The sequence below is a fragment of the Nostoc sp. NZL genome (genome assembly GCF_015714705.1).
GTDB lineage: Bacteria > Cyanobacteriota > Cyanobacteriia > Cyanobacteriales > Nostocaceae > Nostoc > Nostoc foliaceum_A.
Genome location: NZ_WBKL01000093.1, coordinates 1 through 17,994, shown reverse-complemented (window position 1 = coordinate 17,994; position 17,994 = coordinate 1). Strand labels below are relative to the sequence as shown.

At 42.2% G+C, this 17,994-nt stretch carries 17 protein-coding genes and 2 pseudogenes; 14 read left to right on the top strand and 5 right to left on the bottom strand.

Going from position 1 to position 17,994, the window contains the following annotated elements:
- Positions 1-59 precede the first annotated feature (59 nt).
- The 8 genes from trpC (at position 60) to F8R90_RS13300 (ending at position 8,303) form a co-directional block, all read left to right on the top strand.
- A complete protein-coding gene (gene trpC, locus F8R90_RS13335) occupies positions 60-890 on the top strand; it encodes an indole-3-glycerol phosphate synthase TrpC (RefSeq protein WP_196511147.1) in 831 nt (276 codons plus the stop codon).
- The gene (locus F8R90_RS13330) at positions 877-1,191 is read left to right on the top strand and encodes a hypothetical protein (RefSeq protein WP_196511146.1); all 315 of its coding nucleotides are present in this window, start codon (positions 877-879) and stop codon (positions 1,189-1,191) included. The genes trpC and F8R90_RS13330 overlap by 14 nt, the downstream gene beginning before the upstream one ends.
- Positions 1,192-1,239: 48 nt before the next feature.
- On the top strand, positions 1,240-2,097 hold the full coding sequence (trpA, locus tag F8R90_RS13325) for a tryptophan synthase subunit alpha (RefSeq protein WP_196511145.1): 858 nt from the start codon (positions 1,240-1,242) through the stop codon (positions 2,095-2,097).
- 87 nt (positions 2,098-2,184) lie between these two features.
- Complete coding sequence (locus F8R90_RS13320) at positions 2,185-3,408, top strand: tyrosinase family protein (protein WP_196511144.1); 1,224 nt, start codon at positions 2,185-2,187, stop codon at positions 3,406-3,408.
- 74 nt (positions 3,409-3,482) lie between these two features.
- Positions 3,483-4,712: a tryptophan synthase subunit beta gene (trpB, locus tag F8R90_RS13315; RefSeq protein WP_196511143.1), complete on the top strand. Its 1,230-nt coding sequence runs from the start codon at positions 3,483-3,485 to the stop codon at positions 4,710-4,712.
- A gap of 123 nt (positions 4,713-4,835) precedes the next feature.
- Positions 4,836-5,930, top strand: coding sequence for an anthranilate phosphoribosyltransferase (gene trpD, locus F8R90_RS13310; protein WP_196511142.1), 1,095 nt, complete (start codon positions 4,836-4,838; stop codon positions 5,928-5,930).
- 82 nt (positions 5,931-6,012) lie between these two features.
- Positions 6,013-7,113, top strand: a complete 1,101-nt coding sequence (gene aroF / locus F8R90_RS13305; protein WP_196511141.1) for a 3-deoxy-7-phosphoheptulonate synthase — start codon at positions 6,013-6,015, stop codon at positions 7,111-7,113.
- A gap of 245 nt (positions 7,114-7,358) precedes the next feature.
- Positions 7,359-8,303, top strand: a complete 945-nt coding sequence (locus tag F8R90_RS13300; protein ID WP_196511140.1) for a general stress protein — start codon at positions 7,359-7,361, stop codon at positions 8,301-8,303.
- A 254-nt stretch (positions 8,304-8,557) separates the two neighbouring features.
- On the opposite strand, the gene F8R90_RS13295 is transcribed toward F8R90_RS13300, so the two are convergent.
- Both F8R90_RS13295 and F8R90_RS13290 read right to left on the bottom strand, forming a co-directional pair.
- Entirely contained in the window at positions 8,558-8,758 is a 201-nt protein-coding gene (locus F8R90_RS13295; RefSeq protein ID WP_196511139.1) for a heavy-metal-associated domain-containing protein, read from the bottom strand.
- Between the two features lie 594 nt (positions 8,759-9,352).
- Positions 9,353-10,165, bottom strand: a complete 813-nt coding sequence (locus tag F8R90_RS13290; RefSeq protein ID WP_196511138.1) for an SDR family NAD(P)-dependent oxidoreductase — start codon at positions 10,163-10,165, stop codon at positions 9,353-9,355.
- Between the two features lie 207 nt (positions 10,166-10,372).
- Here F8R90_RS13290 and F8R90_RS13285 point away from each other — a divergent pair, with 207 nt between their 5' ends.
- The 5 genes and pseudogenes from F8R90_RS13285 (at position 10,373) to F8R90_RS13265 (ending at position 14,102) form a co-directional block, all read left to right on the top strand.
- Positions 10,373-11,350, top strand: coding sequence for a threo-3-hydroxy-L-aspartate ammonia-lyase (locus F8R90_RS13285; protein ID WP_196511137.1), 978 nt, complete (start codon positions 10,373-10,375; stop codon positions 11,348-11,350).
- A gap of 165 nt (positions 11,351-11,515) precedes the next feature.
- Positions 11,516-11,737, top strand: a pseudogene (locus tag F8R90_RS13280) (transposase); the annotation flags it as partial.
- A 64-nt stretch (positions 11,738-11,801) separates the two neighbouring features.
- A complete protein-coding gene (locus F8R90_RS13275) occupies positions 11,802-12,560 on the top strand; it encodes an ATP-binding cassette domain-containing protein (protein ID WP_196511136.1) in 759 nt (252 codons plus the stop codon).
- Complete coding sequence (locus F8R90_RS13270) at positions 12,557-13,189, top strand: ABC transporter permease (protein WP_196511135.1); 633 nt, start codon at positions 12,557-12,559, stop codon at positions 13,187-13,189. Before F8R90_RS13275 ends, F8R90_RS13270 begins: the two co-directional genes overlap by 4 nt.
- A gap of 7 nt (positions 13,190-13,196) precedes the next feature.
- Positions 13,197-14,102, top strand: a complete 906-nt coding sequence (locus F8R90_RS13265; RefSeq protein WP_196511134.1) for a glycine betaine ABC transporter substrate-binding protein — start codon at positions 13,197-13,199, stop codon at positions 14,100-14,102.
- A 132-nt stretch (positions 14,103-14,234) separates the two neighbouring features.
- Here F8R90_RS13265 and F8R90_RS13260 read toward each other — a convergent pair whose 3' ends face one another.
- On the bottom strand, positions 14,235-14,864 hold the full coding sequence (locus tag F8R90_RS13260) for a Uma2 family endonuclease (RefSeq protein ID WP_196511133.1): 630 nt from the start codon (positions 14,862-14,864) through the stop codon (positions 14,235-14,237).
- A 269-nt stretch (positions 14,865-15,133) separates the two neighbouring features.
- Between F8R90_RS13260 and ggt the strand changes: the two genes are divergently transcribed.
- Positions 15,134-16,945, top strand: coding sequence for a gamma-glutamyltransferase (ggt, locus tag F8R90_RS13255; protein ID WP_196511132.1), 1,812 nt, complete (start codon positions 15,134-15,136; stop codon positions 16,943-16,945).
- A gap of 59 nt (positions 16,946-17,004) precedes the next feature.
- Here ggt and F8R90_RS13250 read toward each other — a convergent pair whose 3' ends face one another.
- On the bottom strand, positions 17,005-17,268 hold the full coding sequence (locus tag F8R90_RS13250; protein ID WP_196511131.1) for a hypothetical protein: 264 nt from the start codon (positions 17,266-17,268) through the stop codon (positions 17,005-17,007).
- Between the two features lie 392 nt (positions 17,269-17,660).
- Positions 17,661-17,994: pseudogene (locus tag F8R90_RS13245) on the bottom strand (ISKra4 family transposase); the annotation flags it as partial.

The following is a 17,994-nucleotide window of genomic DNA, read 5'->3' as shown; positions in this document are numbered from 1 at the left end:
CCCCCTGCTCCCTGCTCCCTGCTCCCCCTGCTCCCTGCTCCCCCTGCTCAATAAAAGATATGACTAACCAAGTTACCACTTCCCGCCATATTCTTGAAGAAATTGTGTTGCATAAAAGGCAAGAAGTTGCACAAATGCAGCAAGAACTGCCTTTAGCTTCCTTGCGACAACAGTTAAATACAGCCCCGACTGTGCGAAATTTCTTGGCTGCTTTGCAAGAAAATTCCAACCAACCTAGCTTAATTGCCGAGGTAAAAAAGGCATCACCTAGCCGTGGGGTTATCCGCGCAGATTTTGAGCCAGTAGCTGTTGCTCAAGCTTATGAAAGAGGTGGTGCAGCTTGTCTATCAGTCCTCACTGATCATAAGTTTTTTCAGGGCAGTTTTGATAATCTGCGGGCTGTGCGTCAGCAAGTAGCATTACCCCTACTGTGCAAGGAGTTTATCATTAACCCTTATCAAATTTATTTAGCACGGACAGCAGGCGCAGATGCAGTGTTGTTGATTGCCGCCATTTTATCAGATCAAGAACTCCAAGACTTTTTGCGAGTGATTCACGATTTGGGCATGACTGCGCTGGTGGAAGTCCATACCTTAGCTGAACTAGATCGGGTCTTAAAGCTTGAGGATTTACATTTAGTAGGAATCAACAATCGCAATTTAGAAGATTTTACCCTTGATTTAGGAACAACACAGCAACTTTTAGCAGAGCGTCAACAACAATTACAAAGTTTGGATATCACCGTCGTCAGTGAATCTGGACTGTATACACCTGCTGATTTATCTCTTGTCGCTGAGGCTGGTGCGCGTGCGGTTTTGATCGGAGAGTCTTTAGTTAAACAAAGCGATGTAGAGCAAGCTGTACGCAGTCTTTTGAGTGCTGAGTGCTGAGGTAAACCTAAAAAATGAAGCTCTGATACTCATTCACGAGTATCAAAGACTCGCTAACGGAGCTAAAAGACTCGTTCACGAGTATCAAAGACTCGCTAACGGAGCTAAAAGACTCATTCACAAGTATCAAAGACTCGTTAACGGAGCTAAAAGACTCGTTCACGAGTATCAAAGACTCGCTAACGGAGCTAAAAGACTCGTTCACGAGTATCAAAGACTCGCTAACGGAGATAAAAGACTCGTTCACGAGTATCAAAAACTCATTAACAAAAAATCTAGCGTGGATATCGCTAATTACTAAGTGTTGATTATTCCAGAACTATTAACCAATCATTAACTATTTTTCAGCATGACTTCTATCTCCGACTCCTTTAAAACTTTACGCGTTAGCAACGCTCCTCCTGCGGAGGCTCGCCAACAGTGTGCTTTAATCCCGTTTATCACAGCAGGCGATCCGAACTTAGAAACCACTGCCGAGGCAATACGTATCTTAGATCGCAACGGTGCAGACTTCATCGAGTTGGGTGTTCCCTACTCCGATCCTCTGGCAGATGGGCCTGTAATTCAAGCAGCAGCAACCCGCGCTTTACAAAAAGGCACCAAATTAGAGCAAGTGCTAGAGATGTTGCACACAGTGATTCCCAGCATAAAAGCGCCGATAATTCTATTTACTTACTACAATCCGATTTTGCATCGGGGTATTAAGTCATTTTTGGCGCAAATTGCCGCTGCTGGGGTACAAGGATTGGTAGTACCAGACTTACCCTTAGAAGAAGCAGAAGAATTAATCCAGACTGCTGCATCTTTTGGAATTGAGGTAATTTTGCTCGTAGCTCCCACCAGTTCTAAAGATAGGATTTTAGCGATCGCTCGTCAATCTCAAGGTTTTATCTACCTAGTCAGCGTCACAGGCGTTACAGGTATCCGCGCTCAAATCCAAGACCGTGTAAAAGATTTAATTACCGACTTGCGAAGCGTCACCGATAAACCCATCGGCGTTGGTTTTGGCATCTCAGCACCAGAACAAGCACATCAAGTAATGGAATGGGGAGCAGATGCAGTGATTGTTGGTAGCGCCTTCGTCAAACGGTTAGCAGAAGGTAGCCCAACTGAAGGATTGCAAGCTGTAGAACAACTCTGTCGGGAACTTAAAGCAGCAATTGCAGAAAGTCTGCACGAAAGTCCATCTCTTCAAGAGGTGAGATAAATTCACCCGCAGACTTAGGGAGTGGGGAATAGAATTATTTCTCTTTCTGCCCTCCTGCTCCTCTGCCCCCCTACTTTGATTAAGATAATGAAACTCCTGCTGAAATCTGTCAAAATATTAATTTATAGCTTACTTGTAGTTAGCGCCTGTGCACTTACAGTCTTCGCCCACGATCGCATTGACTACGGACAAGACAAAAACTATAGGTATCCAAATCTTCTAGGGCAATACGCTCAATTAGCTGTAAGAAAGAACGTAACTGACCTGACACCAGCAGAGAAAACAGCCTTTGTCAAAGCTATCAAAACCTTAAAAACTATAATTCCCGCAGGTAGCAAGCTCAGTATTTACGATCAATTCGTTGCCATACATATAGGGGCAACACGCCTAATTCATAATCATAAAGGGCATTCTAATGGTTCTGTTCAAGAACTGGCTCATGAAAATGCCGCATTTTTCCCTTGGCATCGAGAATATATTCGCAGATTTGAACAGGCTCTGCAAGCAGTAGACCGAACTGTTACTCTCCCATATTGGGATTGGACAGATGCCAAAGCGCTTGATGTGATTTTTAACGATGACTTTCTTGGTTCTAACGGTCAAGGAGTAACCATCAAAATTCCAAATCAGGGGAATTTTACAGGCGGCCCTGTGCCTGGGGCTTTTTCTGCTGCAAATGGCTGGGTTATGAATCCAGTATTAAACATTGACCCAGATACCGGAAAATCTTTAGGTACATCACTTGTCCGCTTTCTACAAGCACCTCCTGCCAGTGATTACCCTTTGCCCAAAAAAGATATTGAGCGTACCCTCCGCCTTAATAACTATTCTCTATTTCGCCCTGCGTTGGAAGGATTTATCTCTATAGATGAGCAGGGTAAAGTCACCCCAGGAGGATTCCTACACAACTACATTCATGGTTTAGTCGGCGGGGTACAGATAGACGCAAGCACGAGACCGATAACGTTTAAGGGTCTGGGTACCATGAGCAATATACCAAGTTCGCCCTATGACCCAGTGTTTTGGTTGCATCATGCGAACGCAGACCGCCTCTGGGCTGAATGGCAAGAAAACGGTCATAAAGGTAGCGATTTTTATCCTGCCGATGGTCAGCCTTACGGACACAATCTTAAAGACCTAATGTGGCCTTGGGACGGCGGTATGTCTACCCCCAAAGCTACGGCGTTAGGAGATTTACTATCCCTATTACCAAATTTTGACTCTGACGATTTGGTGCGCCCTATAGACGTTTTGAATCACAGGGAACTGGGCTATACCTACGAAACCTGGGAAAGGAAAACGCAAAGATGATTTCAGTTGTGGCATAAGTTCTAACTTTTTAGAACGAAAGTAAAAAATATTTCAACATAAAAGGATTTTAACCAGTGGTAAGCATACAAGACATCAAGACAGCAACCGTCCAACCAGATTCTTTGGGCAGGTTTGGAAAATTTGGCGGTAAATACGTCCCAGAAACCTTAATGCCTGCATTAAGTGAATTAGAAGCAGCATTTCATCAATATCGCAACGAGCCAAGTTTCCAAGCAGAACTGCAAAACTTACTGCGTGACTACGTAGGAAGACCCAGCCCATTATATTTTGCAGAACGCCTGACAACAAACTACGCTAGACCAGATGGCACAGGGCCACAAATTTATTTAAAGCGCGAAGATTTAAATCATACAGGCGCTCACAAAATTAATAATGCTTTAGCTCAGGTGTTACTTGCTAAACGCATGGGTAAGCAACGGATTATTGCAGAGACAGGTGCAGGACAACACGGCGTAGCAACTGCAACCGTATGTGCGCGGTTTGGTTTGAAATGTGTGATTTACATGGGCATCCACGACATGGAACGCCAATCCCTCAACGTGTTCCGCATGAAATTAATGGGGGCAGAAGTTCGTCCAGTAGAAGCGGGTACAGGAACTCTCAAGGATGCAACTTCCGAAGCAATTCGGGATTGGGTAACAAACGTGGAAACAACCCATTACATCCTCGGTTCTGTTGCAGGGCCTCATCCCTACCCAATGATTGTCCGTGACTTCCATGCGGTAATTGGTGTAGAAACCCGCGCTCAATCTCAGGAGAAATGGCAAGGATTACCAGATATTCTACTAGCTTGCGTGGGTGGAGGTTCCAATGCGATCGGCTTATTCAATGAATTTGTCCATGAACCTTCGGTGCGTCTAATCGGAGTGGAAGCGGCGGGTGAAGGTGTAGATACAGAAAAACACGCTGCTACCTTGACAAAAGGAAAAATAGGTGTATTGCATGGCGCAATGAGCTATTTACTCCAAGATGATGATGGTCAAGTCATCGAAGCCCATTCAATTAGCGCCGGATTAGACTATCCTGGCGTTGGCCCTGAGCATAGTTATTTAAAGGATCTTGGTCGCGCCGAATATTACAGTGTTACCGATAAACAAGCGTTAGATGCATTCCAAAGACTTTCGCAACTAGAAGGAATTATCCCAGCTTTGGAAACTGCTCATGCGATCGCATATCTTGAAACCCTTTGTTCTCAGTTAGAAGGCAGTCCCCGCATTGTCATCAATTGCTCTGGTAGAGGTGACAAGGATGTGCAAACCGTCGCCAAAGTCCTTATTCCTTAGTGGTTCATGTCATTAATTTAGATGAGTTCGTAGTAAGCACTTTAGTGCTTAAAAATTCAGGACTAAAGTCCTTACTACAAACTTATTCTCCATTCAGAACTAGTCCAATGACAAATAACCAATATGATAGCTTTAACTCAAATTACACCTGAAATCCCCGTCACTCCTGAGTTCTCCAACTGGCCAGCGTTATTACAACAGTTGCTGAATCGGCAATCGTTGACGGTTTCCCAAGCTACAGATTTGATGCAAGGTTGGCTCACAGATGCCATTCCCCATGTTCTATCAGGAGCGATTTTAGCTGCAATTCAAGCTAAAGGCGTATCTGCCGAAGAATTAGTAGGCATGGCCAGGGTCTTACAATCCCAATCCCCACCTCCTGTACAGACGCGATTAATCGCGTCTCCCCTAATTGACACCTGTGGAACTGGTGGAGATGGGGCTTCAACTTTTAATATCTCGACTGCTGTTGCTTTTGTTTCCGCCGCCGCTGGGGTAAAAGTTGCTAAACATGGCAATCGTTCGGCATCTAGCAAAACTGGTTCGGCTGATGTACTGGAAGCTTTGGGTATAAATCTCAACGCTACTCCTGAGAAAGTACAGGCGGCAGTTGGTGAGGTCGGAATCACCTTTTTGTTTGCTCCAGGTTGGCATCCTGCACTGAAGGCGATCGCTAATTTGCGAAAAACTTTAAAGGTGCGGACTGTTTTTAATTTGCTTGGCCCGCTAGTAAATCCGATGCGGCCAACGGGGCAAATTATTGGTGTGAATGACCCGCTTTTACTCGAAGAGATTGTGCAAGCTTTATCCCAATTGGGATGTCAGCAAGCGATCGCAGTTCACGGACGGGAACGTTTAGATGAAGCTGGTTTGGCAGATGTCACTGATTTGGCTATACTCCAAGATAAAAAAGTGCGTTCTCTAACGCTGAATCCTCAAGAATTGGGTTTGAGTTTTGCACCGACTGCGGCGTTGTGCGGTGGAGATGTTGAAGAAAATGCCCAAATTTTGAAGGCAGTTTTGCAAGGTAAAGGTACTCAAGCGCAGCAGGATGTTGTCGCTTTAAATACGGCTCTTGCACTGCAAGTTGGTGAAGCCATTCATGGGGAAACTGATGTTTTAGCCGGTTGTGTTAAGGGTATTGCCCTTGCTAAGGATATTCTGCAAAGCGGTGCTGCTTGGACAAAACTTCAACAACTTGCTGAATTTTTGCACTAATAGCCAAGGTAAGGGCACAGCATTGCTGTGCCCCTACGAACGAACTGTATTACATCCAAAAACTATACGGAAGGAAAAACAGATGATTATCATACTTAAAAGCGGTACGCCTGTTGAGGAAATTACTCGCATCAGCCAAGAAGTGAGTGAGACTTGGGGAGTCACGGTAGAAAAAAGCGTTGGCACTCATAAAGTTGTCTTAGGGCTAATTGGTGATACCACTAGCATCGATAAATTACAGGTTCAAGAGTTCAGCCCTTGGATTGAGCAAGTATTACGCGTGCAACAACCTTTCAAGCGGGTAAGTCGAGAATTCCGACATGGAGAAGCCAGCGAGGTTGTCGTAACTACACCTAACGGTGATGTCTATTTCGGCGAACGTCATCCCATCGTAGTGGTAGCCGGGCCTTGTTCCGTTGAAAATGAAGCGATGATTGTCGAAACAGCAAAACGGGTGAAGGCAGCCGGAGCACAGTTTCTGCGTGGTGGAGCTTACAAACCCCGCACCTCGCCCTATGCCTTTCAAGGTTATGGTGAAAGCGCTTTAGATTTATTAGCAGCAGCGCGTGAAGCTACGGGTTTGGGTATTGTCACAGAATTGATGGATGCCGCCGATTTATCAGCAGTGGCGAGAACAGCTGACATAATCCAAATCGGAGCGCGAAATATGCACAACTTTTCGTTGCTCAAGAAGGTAGGCGCTCAAGATAAACCAGTGCTGCTGAAGCGGGGGATGTCTGCCACAATTGACGAGTGGCTGATGGCGGCAGAATATATTTTGGCATCTGGAAACCCAAATGTGATTCTTTGTGAGCGGGGAATCAGAACCTTTGATGGCAAATATGCCAGGAATACTTTAGATTTATCAGTGCTTCCGGTGTTGCGATCGCTTACCCATTTACCAATCATGATTGATCCTAGTCATGGTACAGGTAGGTCTGAATATGTTCCATCTATGGCAATGGCTGCGATCGCAGCTGGTACAGATGCCTTGATGATTGAAGTTCACCCCAATCCTGCAAAAGCTTTATCTGACGGGCCCCAATCTCTCACCCCTGATAAATTTGACCGCTTAGTTCAAGAAATGTCAATTCTGGGCAAAGTAGTCGATCGCTGGTCTACACCTGCATTTGATCGCATTAATGACAAACGCATTCTCTTTACGCCAGAGCTATCAAAGTAGACAGAGTGTAATCTAAGCTGATTTTTTGTGAATGGCTAAACCCGATCAACGGATTTTTTAGACGAAAGAATCTGTTGATCGGGTTTTCATAAACTACCCCGCCCTGCTGACACTGAGGGCGGGGTTTGTAATGATTTTTATTACTTAGGATAGTTTTGAGTTAAATAAGGTTGTATTTAAGATTACAGGTAATGAATAACTAGATTTGTGGGAAATTAATTTTCCCCTGCTATCAAGGAGCAATAATGGTTTTAAGTCAATATCAACGCGCTGTAGGCGTATTTACTCATCGTAGAGATGCAGAACAGGCACTACATGAGTTGAGAGATTCTGGCTTGGCGATGGAGAAAGTATCTGTAGTTGTACAGAATGCAGACCGCAATCATGAGATTGCCGATAATGAGATAAAAGAGCGCACTGGTGATAAAGCTGACGAAGGTGCAACAGTAGGAGGGCTTTCAGGGGGCGCTGTTGGTGGGTTGACTGGTTTATTAGTAGGTCTTGGGACTTTAGCCATCCCTGGAGTTGGGCCAATAATGCTGGCTGGCGCAGCTGCAACTGCTTTGGTTACAACCCTTGTCGGAGCAAGTATTGGTGCTGCTACTGGGACTTTTGCTGGTGCATTAGTTGGTTGGGGAATATCGGAAGAGCAAGCTAAAGCATATAACGAGCGAGTAGAACATGGACACTATTTCATAATCGTGGATTGTACATCTTTTGAAATTGATAAAGTAGAAGCAATTTTACACCGTTGGGGTATTGAAGAATTTGGCATTTATAAGCCTATAAGTAGTGAGGAATTATCTACAAATTCTGCTACTACCATTCCTAATAAAAGTGGAATTTTGAGCAAGTATGCTGTTAGTTGCTTCGATAACATAGATAATGCTAGAGCCGCAATTAACGATATGTATGTCGCAGAGTTTTCAGCAAATCAGATGTCTTTAATTTGCAAAGACCTTTCTCAATTGATTGGGTTAACTGGTATTAATTTAAGTGAGCGCTTTGACGCTATGAGGCTAGGAATAGCAGATGATTGGGCACGTTTTTACAACGAGCAAATTGCTCAAGGCAATTACATACTCATCGTTAGTGGCACAGACAAAGAGCTTGAATCGGCTAGCTTGATTTTGGGCAATTATGGAGTTCAGGAATGTCAAGTCTATGACCCCATGTTAATCCGTTCTTGAAAACTAGTAACGGAAATTTTAACAATTTTTCAGAACAAACAAGTATACAGCAATACTTTCAAAATCCTCCGATCTTTAGCTGTATCTGTTGCAGCTTATAAGTTAAGTCGAAAACCAAGTATTTCAAGCATGTCAGAAGAGAAAAATACTCTTTATTATAATATTCCGCCCGGAAACCGGGCGAATATGTAACAAAGCAATTGAACCGACTAAATTACTTCATCTAAATTTCTGAGGATATTTAGATGAAGTAATTAATAGCCTTCTATCGTATAACCAGCAGATTGAACTATCTGTTTAATCGACTCTTCAGAAGCCGCCGCTTCTACAGTTACAGTTTTAGTATCAACGTTAACATCTACTTTTGCATCAGATTCCATAGTCTGAATAGATTTAGTTATGTTCTTGGCGCATTCATCACCTTTAATATTCGGCACTTTCAATTTAATTGCCATTACTTACCTCAGTCCGTCAACTTTAATTTTCTATTTCATAAATATAATAACGGTTGACACAAGGAGCAAACATCTTACTATAGTGAGGGAATTGAGCATCCATAAGATAGTAATAAATAATAGCGATGCTTAATAGTTTTTGAGAGATTTATTAGGCAGTAAAACGAAATAAAATGCCAAAACATATAAACTTATTCCTGAAAATCCACTTAGTACCACTAACTTCTAAAAACCAACTTTTTTAGTTTGTTCTAAAGACTCCACTAGACATTGCAGATTCTCCTATAGGCGTTCTTGTTGTTCTCGCAGCACTACATGATCATATAAGTATCTATACGTAATTCACGAAACCTTTTTATCTGTAGCTTTTAACTTATTTCTGTGCAACTTTCACAGCATATATATATTCAAAAAACAGCAATCTTTTGGTATATATATTTACTGTGGACTTGACAACAAAAACTTTCAGTAACGCAGTTGTGGCAGAAGTATTAGACAGCTAATCCATCTGGTTCTCGGTAGATGCCCTTATCCACTTCATTGTATGAGAAAAGTAACTCAGGCGATTTAGTTGAAAAAGGATAAAATATTGGACTACCTATTTTTTTTGAGTTCGTGCATACTTCTCACAACCTTTGTTACTAGATTTCTGGGTGTAAATCTGACGCTTTCAGTCAATATCTTATTTCTCATTCCAGGAACAACAACAGTTTTGTTTTTCATTAAGCCCCGATAACCAATCTTAGCAACGGTTGCCGTATCCATCATTCTGTTAACGCTAGCAATCTTTGAATCTTCCATTGCAGCAGTTTGTTGAAATTCTGATGCTGTTGGTCCTGGACAAAGAACAGTCACGCTAACACCTGTACCCTCTAATTCATTAGCGATCGCTTCTGAAAATGATAAGACATAAGCTTTAGTAGCAAAATAAACTGCCATTAGAGGCCCTGGTTGAAAAGCAGCCGCTGAGGCTACATTTAATATTTTTCCATAGTCTTGCTCGACCATATGCTTGAGAAATAGCTTTGTTAAATGAGTCAGACTCACCATATTTACCTGGAGCATTTGCAGTTCAATGCTGAGGTCTGTTTCGCTAAATGCTCCATAAGTACCAAAGCCAGCATTGTTAACCAGCACATCAATCTTGATGGATTCTTGCTGAAGTTCGGTAAAAATTTCTTCTGGTGATGTTGGGATAGATAAATCCTTAACCAAAATTTTCACAAAAATGCCAAATTTTTCCGGGAATTCATCTATAATTTCAGTAAGTTTTTCTTCATTCTTATCCACTAATACCAGATTATAACTATGACGAGCAAAAATCTGGGTTAATTGATAGCCTATCCCACTAGCCGCTCCTGTAATTAAAGCAGTTCTTTTTTGCCGACTTTCAGATGTTTTATTCATGCTAGAAAAATGGCGAATGTGAGTTAATTAATTTAAGTTTTATAAATTTAACTACGGCAATATATAATATTTACTGTAGCTATTTTTATGCAGACAATAAATGATGCTATCCACCTGAAATGAGTATGCTTCAATCAAGCATAATAGACGCAAATATAAAAATCTGTATCTATATAAACAACAGTAAAATATTTGATATTGTCATTAATGCCACAGCATAATTCCGTTAATATAACTGATGTACAAGCAGCACAAGAGCGAATTTCGGGAATTGCCCATCGCACCTCTGTGCTAACTTCTAGAATCATTAACGATCGCACCAATAGCCAAGTATTTTTTAAGTGCGAAAACTTTCAACGCACGGGGGCATTTAAATTTAGAGGTGCGTACAATGCCTTAGCCCAACTATCGTTAGCACAAAAACAAACAGGCGTTATCACCTATTCATCGGGAAATCATGCCCAAGCGATCGCTTTAGCTGGAAAATTACTAAATATTCCCACCACCATTGTCATGCCTGATGATGCACCTGCTGTCAAACAAACTGCGACTCGTGGCTATGGTGCAGAGATAATTTTGTACAATCGCCAAGAAACAAACCGAGAAGAATTAGCCCAAAATTTAGCACATGAGCGCTCTTTGACACTCATTCCCCCTTACGATCATCCCCATGTAGTCGCCGGACAAGGGACAACTGCTTTAGAACTGATTCAAGAAGTTGGTGAATTAGACTTATTATTAGTTTGTTGTGGTGGTGGTGGATTACTTTCAGGGTGTGCGATCGCAGCCAAGTCACTTTTACCCAATTGTAAAGTAATCGGCGTAGAACCAGCACTTGCCGACGATGCTACCCGCTCCTTTCACACCAAAACCCTGCAAACAGTCAAAAATCCTAATACCATCGCTGATGGTGCGCGGACTCCCAGCCTTGGTAAAATTACTTTCCCCTTAGTGCTGCATTACGTCGATGATATGGTGACGGTATCGGAAGAAGCGATTCTTCGCACCATGTTTTTCTTGTGGGAACGTCTGAAAATTGTCGTTGAACCTACCGGAGTACTTGCAGCAGCAGCCTTACTCGAAGGTGTGGTGACAGCACCAGAGGCTAGAATTGGTGTCATCATCAGCGGTGGAAATGTAGATTTGGCGCAAGTTGGTAAATTGTTTTCTGTGGGATTGGATTGAAAAAGGGTGTTAGCAATACTTGTCGGTTAAGGGGAAAAGGGGAAGGGGAAAGGATGGTCATAACTGAAAATTTTTAAGTATTTAATGGATGCTTTCGCTTTTAAACGAGTAATAAAATGAACATCTTGATTAATAAGCTGTTGTAAAAACTGAGTCATTCAACAGTTATGCAATGCTAAAGTAGATGTTATTGGTCGCACTGAAACGGGATTTCAAGTACTACCTAAGCGCTGGATTGTTGAGCATACATTTGGATGGTGGAATCAATATCGTCGCTTGAGTAAGGATTATGAACTTTTACCAGAAATGAGCGAGTCTATGATTTACAAAGTGATGATTCGTGTAATGTTGAAACGACTGGCAAAGTCTTATTCGGTCACTTCATAATCATTTACAAACAGCCTCTAATACATATAAGCTGTAAGCAGCTAGCGTCCACCAAAAGCTACTCATGCCGCAAAATAACCAAATCGCCGTCGAATTCCGCGATGTCACCTTTAGCCGCAATCATCGCCCCTTGGTGTCAAATCTCAATTTCAGCATTCGCCAAGGAGAAGCACTGGTATTACTGGGGCGCAGTGGTAGCGGCAAAACTACGACAATGAAGTTAATTAATCGCCTATTCACACCGACACAAGGCGAAGTTTTATTTGATGGCGTTCCTACAACCGAATGGGATGAAATTAAACTGCGGCGAAAAATTGGTTATGTAATTCAAGAAATTGGTTTATTTCCCCATTTTACAGTTGAACGCAATGTGGGTTTAGTCCCAGCTTTGGAAGGTTGGCAATCTAAACAAATTAAAATGCGGGTTTATGAATTGTTGCAATTAGTAGGCTTAGAACCAGCACAATTCGCCGGGCGTTACCCGCACGAACTTTCGGGAGGACAAAGGCAAAGAGTTGGTGTAGCCAGGGCTTTAGCGGCAGATCCGCCAGTGTTGTTGATGGATGAACCCTTTGGCGCACTTGATCCCATTACGCGCCTAGAATTGCAACAGGAGTTTCGGCATTTGCAGCAAGAGTTAGGCAAAACTGTTGTTTTCGTCACCCATGATATTCAAGAAGCTTTTGTATTGGCATCGAGAATTGGTTTAATGTGTGGCGGAGAATTGGTAGTATTGGGGACAAAAGATGAATTTATGCGATCGCAACATCCAGAAAGCCTAGCCTTTCTGCAATGTCTGCGTTCCCTCCAAGATACTTTATGAAAAATTTCTTTCTCGTTAAGTATGCCCCAGAAATTCTTCAGCATACTCTAGAACACCTATTTTTGGTAGGCATTGCAATTGGAATTGCCATACTTGTAGGCATTCCATTAGGTATTTTGATTACACGCAAAACCTATCTCCGTCAGCCAATTCTTGGCATAGCAAATATTTTTCAAACTATTCCTAGTTTGGCGCTGTTTGGCTTACTCATTCCTGTTCCTATAATTGGCGGAATTGGTGCAGTACCAGCAATTGTTGCCCTGACTGTATATTCTTTGCTGCCGATAATTCGTAATACTTATACAGGTATTACTGGCGTAGATCCCGCGATTCGAGAAGCTGGGAGAGGCATGGGAATGACAGATAGACAATTATTATTACAAGTTGAGATTCCCTTGGCAATGGGAGTAATTTTGGCAGGAGTGCGAGTAGCAACAGTAATTGCCATAGGTATTGCAACTATTGCAGCAGCAATTGGTGCTGGTGGTTTGGGAGTGTTTATTTTTCGCGGGATATCAGTAGTGAACAATCAGTTAATTTTAGCTGGTGCAGTTCCGGCGGCGGCAATTGCATTATTGGCTGACTTCGCAATTGGCTGGATGGAGAATAAATTAAAAATTAAAAATTAAGCTAATAATGAAAAGATTTTTGACACTTTTCTTTTTAAGTTTTGCTGTGTTATTGCTAATCACTGGCTGCACACCAAATTTAAATAGTAGTAGCAATGATGGTAATATTATCGTTGCTTCTAAAGATTTTACTGAACAAGATATTTTAGGTGAACTTTTAGCACAGCAAATTGAAAGAACAACTAATTTAAAAGTAACTCGTCGTCCTCGTTTGGGTGGTTCTTTTGTTTGTCATAATGCTATCGTTGCTGGCAAAATTGATGCTTATATTGAGTATACAGGCACAGCTTTGACTGCAATTTTAAAGCAAAAACCAGTTAATGGCTCCAAAGAAGTTTATGAAATAGTAAAACAAATATACGCCCAGCAATTCAATCTGGAAGTGATGCCAAACTTGGGTTTTGAAAACACTTTTGCGATGATTATTCGGGGTGAAGATGCCAAGCGCAACAATATTCAAACTATCTCTGAAGCTACTAAATATACACCGCAGTGGCGTGGCGGTTTCGGCTATGAATTTTTAGAACGGGAAGATGGTTTTCCAGGATTAGCTAAAACTTACGATTTACGTTTTGCTAAACCACCCCAAATTATGGACTTGGGTTTGATATATCGTGCTTTAATTCAAAAACAAGTAGATATGGTGGCGGGTAATTCCACTGACGGGCAGATTTCTCGCTTGGGTTTAGTTGTACTAAAGGATGACAAGCAGTATTTTCCACCTTATGAAACTGTGCCAATTGTCCGGCAAGAAATCTTAAAAAAATATCCCGAATTAAGAACAGCGATCGCCTCACTTGCTGGAAATATTTCGGCAGATGAAATGCGGCAATTAAATTATTTAGTTGAGGGAGAATTACGTGAGATTAAAGATGTTGTTCGGGAGTTTCTAAAATCAAAGGAATTACAATAATTCGTAATTCATAATTCGTAATTCGTAATTCGTAATTCGTAATTCGTAATTCGTAATTCGTAATTCGTAATTAAGGGTTAGTGTAACGTACCGAAAAGCTGAAATGGTGGGTTATGGAAGCCGTAACACATGCTACTGTTGACCACGTAAAAAGTTCCTTAACCACCTAATTGTCTCACTTGTGGTTTGCTCATTGGCCATTTGGAGACATTGCTGCACAATTTCTCTGACGTTAGGAAAGTAGCTGCTTTCTGTAAGCATATAACTTTCTTCCTGCAATCTATAAATTAACAAGCAATTATTTTTTAATATCCAAACTTCTGGCACTCGATAAGGTAAGAAATCATTAATGTCGGTGTAGCTTGTCACATCTATTTCAATTGCTAAATCTGGTGGTGGATCTGACTCCCAATCAATTCTTTTTTTGCCTACTACTGCTCTCCAATTTTCAATGTAAAAGCAATAGTCTGGTTCAATACCGCTAATCTCTGGCAAGCTCATAGTGATGGGCGTAAATGAGTCGTATATGCGGTTTAAGTGGTCAAGTAGAGCTATTACTATCAATGCCAGCAAGCTGGCATCTCTTCCATGCTCTAGTAGCGGTGCCATTAGCAAAATTTCTCCAGGTCGATATTTAATCCGAGGCGAGGAGCGATCGCCTAGTTGCTGACTCAATACTTGATAGTCTTGCCAGTTTCCCAAAAGTTTCAACACCGCGCCAGGTGGTAACTCGATTCTTTCTGGTGTAATTACGGTATCCATAATTAGCTCACATTTTAGATATTGCCGTAGATGCATTAGCGAAGCGGTAGCGACGTTCGCGTAGCATCTCGCAGAGAAGGAGCGTCAGCGGCTTGTCGCCAGACATCGCACTGTTTACATAGAGGATGGGCGATTACAGGATTCATCAATTTAATGAACCACAAAGGCTGCGAGTAAAAAGATAATTATAAATTATTTAGGACAACTTATGTGTATCAAATGCACACCTTAACGCTAGGCTAAGAAATATCAAACAAAATGGCATAAAAATGCTTACTGTTGCTAAATCAAAAAAGATTGCGATGCGTCCGGCGGGCGTAGCGATCGCTATCTTTTCTTTCAGTGTTTTCCTTTGCACCCAAGTCGCATCAGCCGCCTTAACTTTACCCCTACGCAGCAAAAAAGGAATGGTGGTTTCGGCCCATCCCTTAGCGAGTGAAGCAGGAATTTTAATGTTACGCAAAAGTGGTAATGCAGTGGATGCAGCCGTCGCCACAACCTTTGCAATTTCCGTAGTTGAGCCTTTTTCAGCCGGAATCGGTGGCGGCGGATTTTTGCTGATGCACTCTGAGAAAACTGGGGACATGAAAGCCCTAGATTTCCGCGAACGCGCACCCCTGAAAGCCACAAGAAATATGTATCTAGACGCAGAAGGAAAGGTGCGCCCGAATGCAAGTATTAATGGTTATTTGGCAGTAGGGACACCAGGAACGGTGGCGGGACTTTATGAAGTGCATCGTCGCTATGGTAAGCTTTCTTGGCAAGAGGTAATGAAACCTGCGATCGCACTCGCTAAAGATGGCTTTATTCTGGGCGATATATCAACCTGGCGTTCTCTGCAAACGAACCAATCGCGTAAGCAAGCAATTCTGAACAATCCAGCAGCGCGGGAAATTTTCACTCGCAATGGTGAATTTTACAAACCAGGGGAGAAGCTAGTGCAGCGTGATTTGGGACGCACTTTAACAGCAATTGCCCAAAATCCCCAAAGTTTTTACACCGGAAGTATTGCTCGTGCGATCGCTTCTGATATGGTAAAAAATGGTGGTTTAATTACTCTAGAAGACCTGAAAGCCTACAAAGCAATCTGGCGAACTCCCGTTTGTGGCAATTTTCGTAAAGCTAAAATTTGCTCAATGCCACCACCATCATCGGGAGGCGTTCATCTATTACAGATTTTAAATATTATCGGTAACACTGATTTGAAATCTTTGGGATGGCATCATCCTGAAGCTATACATTTAATGGTAGAAGCAATGAAAATTGCTTACGCTGATCGTTCAGAATATTTAGGCGATCCTGATTTTGTCAAAGTCCCTGTACAAGAACTACTCAATCTAACTTACGCTAAAAAACGCCGTCAAGAAATAAATATGCAAATGGCTAGACCTTCGACCGAGGTCAAGCCAGTAGACAAAAAGACGTTACAACGTTTTAGTCAAGCTAATAATCAGAATTTATCTGATCAGTCTCTAAAAATGCACGCAACTCGGCATGAATCTCCTGAAACCAGTCATCTTACTGTTGTGGATGAAGAACGCAACGCCGTAAGTCTGACTTTCACGATTAACCTCAGCTTTGGTGCTGGTGTGGTGACGCCAGGAACTGGAATTGTCCTCAACAATGAGATGGATGATTTTGCGGCTGCGCCAGGAGTGCCTAATGCCTTTGGTTTAGTTGGTAATGATGCCAACAGCATTGCGCCCCGTAAAACTCCTTTATCCAGCATGACTCCCACAATTGTTACAGAAAGCGGTCATTTCCGTATGGCAGCAGGTACGCCTGGTGGTAGCACTATCATCACCCAGGTTTTGCAAGTAATCCTGAATGTGCTGGAATACAACATGGATGTTGGTGCAGCTGTTTCTGTTCCACGCATACATCATCAATGGCTTCCAGATGAGTTGCGCGTAGAATCTTGGGGTTTGGATGCTCTGACTGTACAAGACTTACGCCGTCGGGGGCATAAAATTAAGGAAACTACTCCTTGGGGTAATGGTAATGCGATCGCTGTAACATCTGATGGAACTCTAGAAGGGGCGGCTGATCCTCGCGGTGAAGGTTCCCCCAGAGGTTTATGAAAACTAGTACAGCACGGTCAAAATAACTATGCAGCTTTCTTCCCTCCTGCCTCCTTAGGCTATTGATTTTGGACTTTTGACTCTGCGTAGCTGCTGCTGCCAAACTCGTTTGCCCGTGCGCTAGGTACTAGTGTCCAACCTGCTTTGAGAAGTTTTTGATAAGTTGCCCAACCTTTAGAACCACCTGGTATTTGATAATCTGGAACTGTGAAATGTCCAAAAGCTGTGTAGGGACGCCAAGGTTGATTGGGTTCTGTCTGCAAATACAAAATTTTTTCTCCGTCGCCACCAGACTTAGGTAACCAGCACATTTGTCGATGCATTGCAAACTCCTTTGTTTTAGCTAATAACGCATAATAGCAGACTTTTGTCAAGTCATTTATCACCCTTGTGGGGTACTTTATTGTCTAATACTTTAGACAAAGTGTAATTAAGTTTTATCCCCTTCAGGATAATTACTTAAAAAGTCATAGTCTGGAGGACAGCTGCTAATAGGACACAAAGATAAACAGCTTTGCCTCACCTTGTTTATAGGGTGAGGTTTTTATAATGTTACCCGCGTTATTTGCGTTTTGGCGTAACAATAACTACTATTTTTTCTGAAGTTTGCAATCAAGCTATTTGTTTTTCTGGTTACATAAGCGCAAATTTAAGAAATTACTTATGAAATTCCATAAAGAAAAGCGGAGGGGAGCATCTCACCTTTGCAAAAATATCAGGTAGTAAGCTGACCATTGAGATAAGCAGATCGAAGTTGTAGCATCCGAGGTACGTTTTCTAATTTCCACTGTGCGCCGGAAATTTTTAAACGTTTACCAATCTGTTTCACAGCTGATTCCACAGCGCCAGAACCAATAGAACATAAACCTTCAGTAGAAAAATACTCGTAGTTAACTATTCGTCCTGAATGCTTTTTAAGATAGCTGATAAAATTTTGTGCAGGCTTTTTTTTCAAATCAACAAATAGTGCGATCGCTAAATCTAGCTGACCTTGCCAAAGAAATGTTTCTGCGGCTTTAAGACGTTTGAGTGAACCACCAACCTTGTAC

What these genes read in the sequence shown, in the direction of transcription:
- F8R90_RS13320 (WP_196511144.1), top strand. Translation starts at nt 2,185, where the DNA reads ATGAAACTCCTGCTGAAATCTGTCAAAATATTAATTTATAGCTTACTT.
- F8R90_RS13265 (WP_196511134.1), top strand. Translation starts at nt 13,197, where the DNA reads ATGAAAAGATTTTTGACACTTTTCTTTTTAAGTTTTGCTGTGTTATTG.
- aroF (WP_196511141.1), top strand. Translation starts at nt 6,013, where the DNA reads ATGATTATCATACTTAAAAGCGGTACGCCTGTTGAGGAAATTACTCGC.
- F8R90_RS13295 (WP_196511139.1), bottom strand. Translation starts at nt 8,758, where the DNA reads ATGGCAATTAAATTGAAAGTGCCGAATATTAAAGGTGATGAATGCGCC.
- F8R90_RS13290 (WP_196511138.1), bottom strand. Translation starts at nt 10,165, where the DNA reads ATGAATAAAACATCTGAAAGTCGGCAAAAAAGAACTGCTTTAATTACA.
- ggt (WP_196511132.1), top strand. Translation starts at nt 15,134, where the DNA reads ATGCTTACTGTTGCTAAATCAAAAAAGATTGCGATGCGTCCGGCGGGC.
- F8R90_RS13260 (WP_196511133.1), bottom strand. Translation starts at nt 14,864, where the DNA reads ATGGATACCGTAATTACACCAGAAAGAATCGAGTTACCACCTGGCGCG.
- F8R90_RS13300 (WP_196511140.1), top strand. Translation starts at nt 7,359, where the DNA reads ATGGTTTTAAGTCAATATCAACGCGCTGTAGGCGTATTTACTCATCGT.
- trpA (WP_196511145.1), top strand. Translation starts at nt 1,240, where the DNA reads ATGACTTCTATCTCCGACTCCTTTAAAACTTTACGCGTTAGCAACGCT.
- F8R90_RS13275 (WP_196511136.1), top strand. Translation starts at nt 11,802, where the DNA reads ATGCCGCAAAATAACCAAATCGCCGTCGAATTCCGCGATGTCACCTTT.
- trpD (WP_196511142.1), top strand. Translation starts at nt 4,836, where the DNA reads ATGATAGCTTTAACTCAAATTACACCTGAAATCCCCGTCACTCCTGAG.
- F8R90_RS13250 (WP_196511131.1), bottom strand. Translation starts at nt 17,268, where the DNA reads ATGCATCGACAAATGTGCTGGTTACCTAAGTCTGGTGGCGACGGAGAA.
- trpC (WP_196511147.1), top strand. Translation starts at nt 60, where the DNA reads ATGACTAACCAAGTTACCACTTCCCGCCATATTCTTGAAGAAATTGTG.
- F8R90_RS13285 (WP_196511137.1), top strand. Translation starts at nt 10,373, where the DNA reads ATGCCACAGCATAATTCCGTTAATATAACTGATGTACAAGCAGCACAA.
- F8R90_RS13270 (WP_196511135.1), top strand. Translation starts at nt 12,557, where the DNA reads ATGAAAAATTTCTTTCTCGTTAAGTATGCCCCAGAAATTCTTCAGCAT.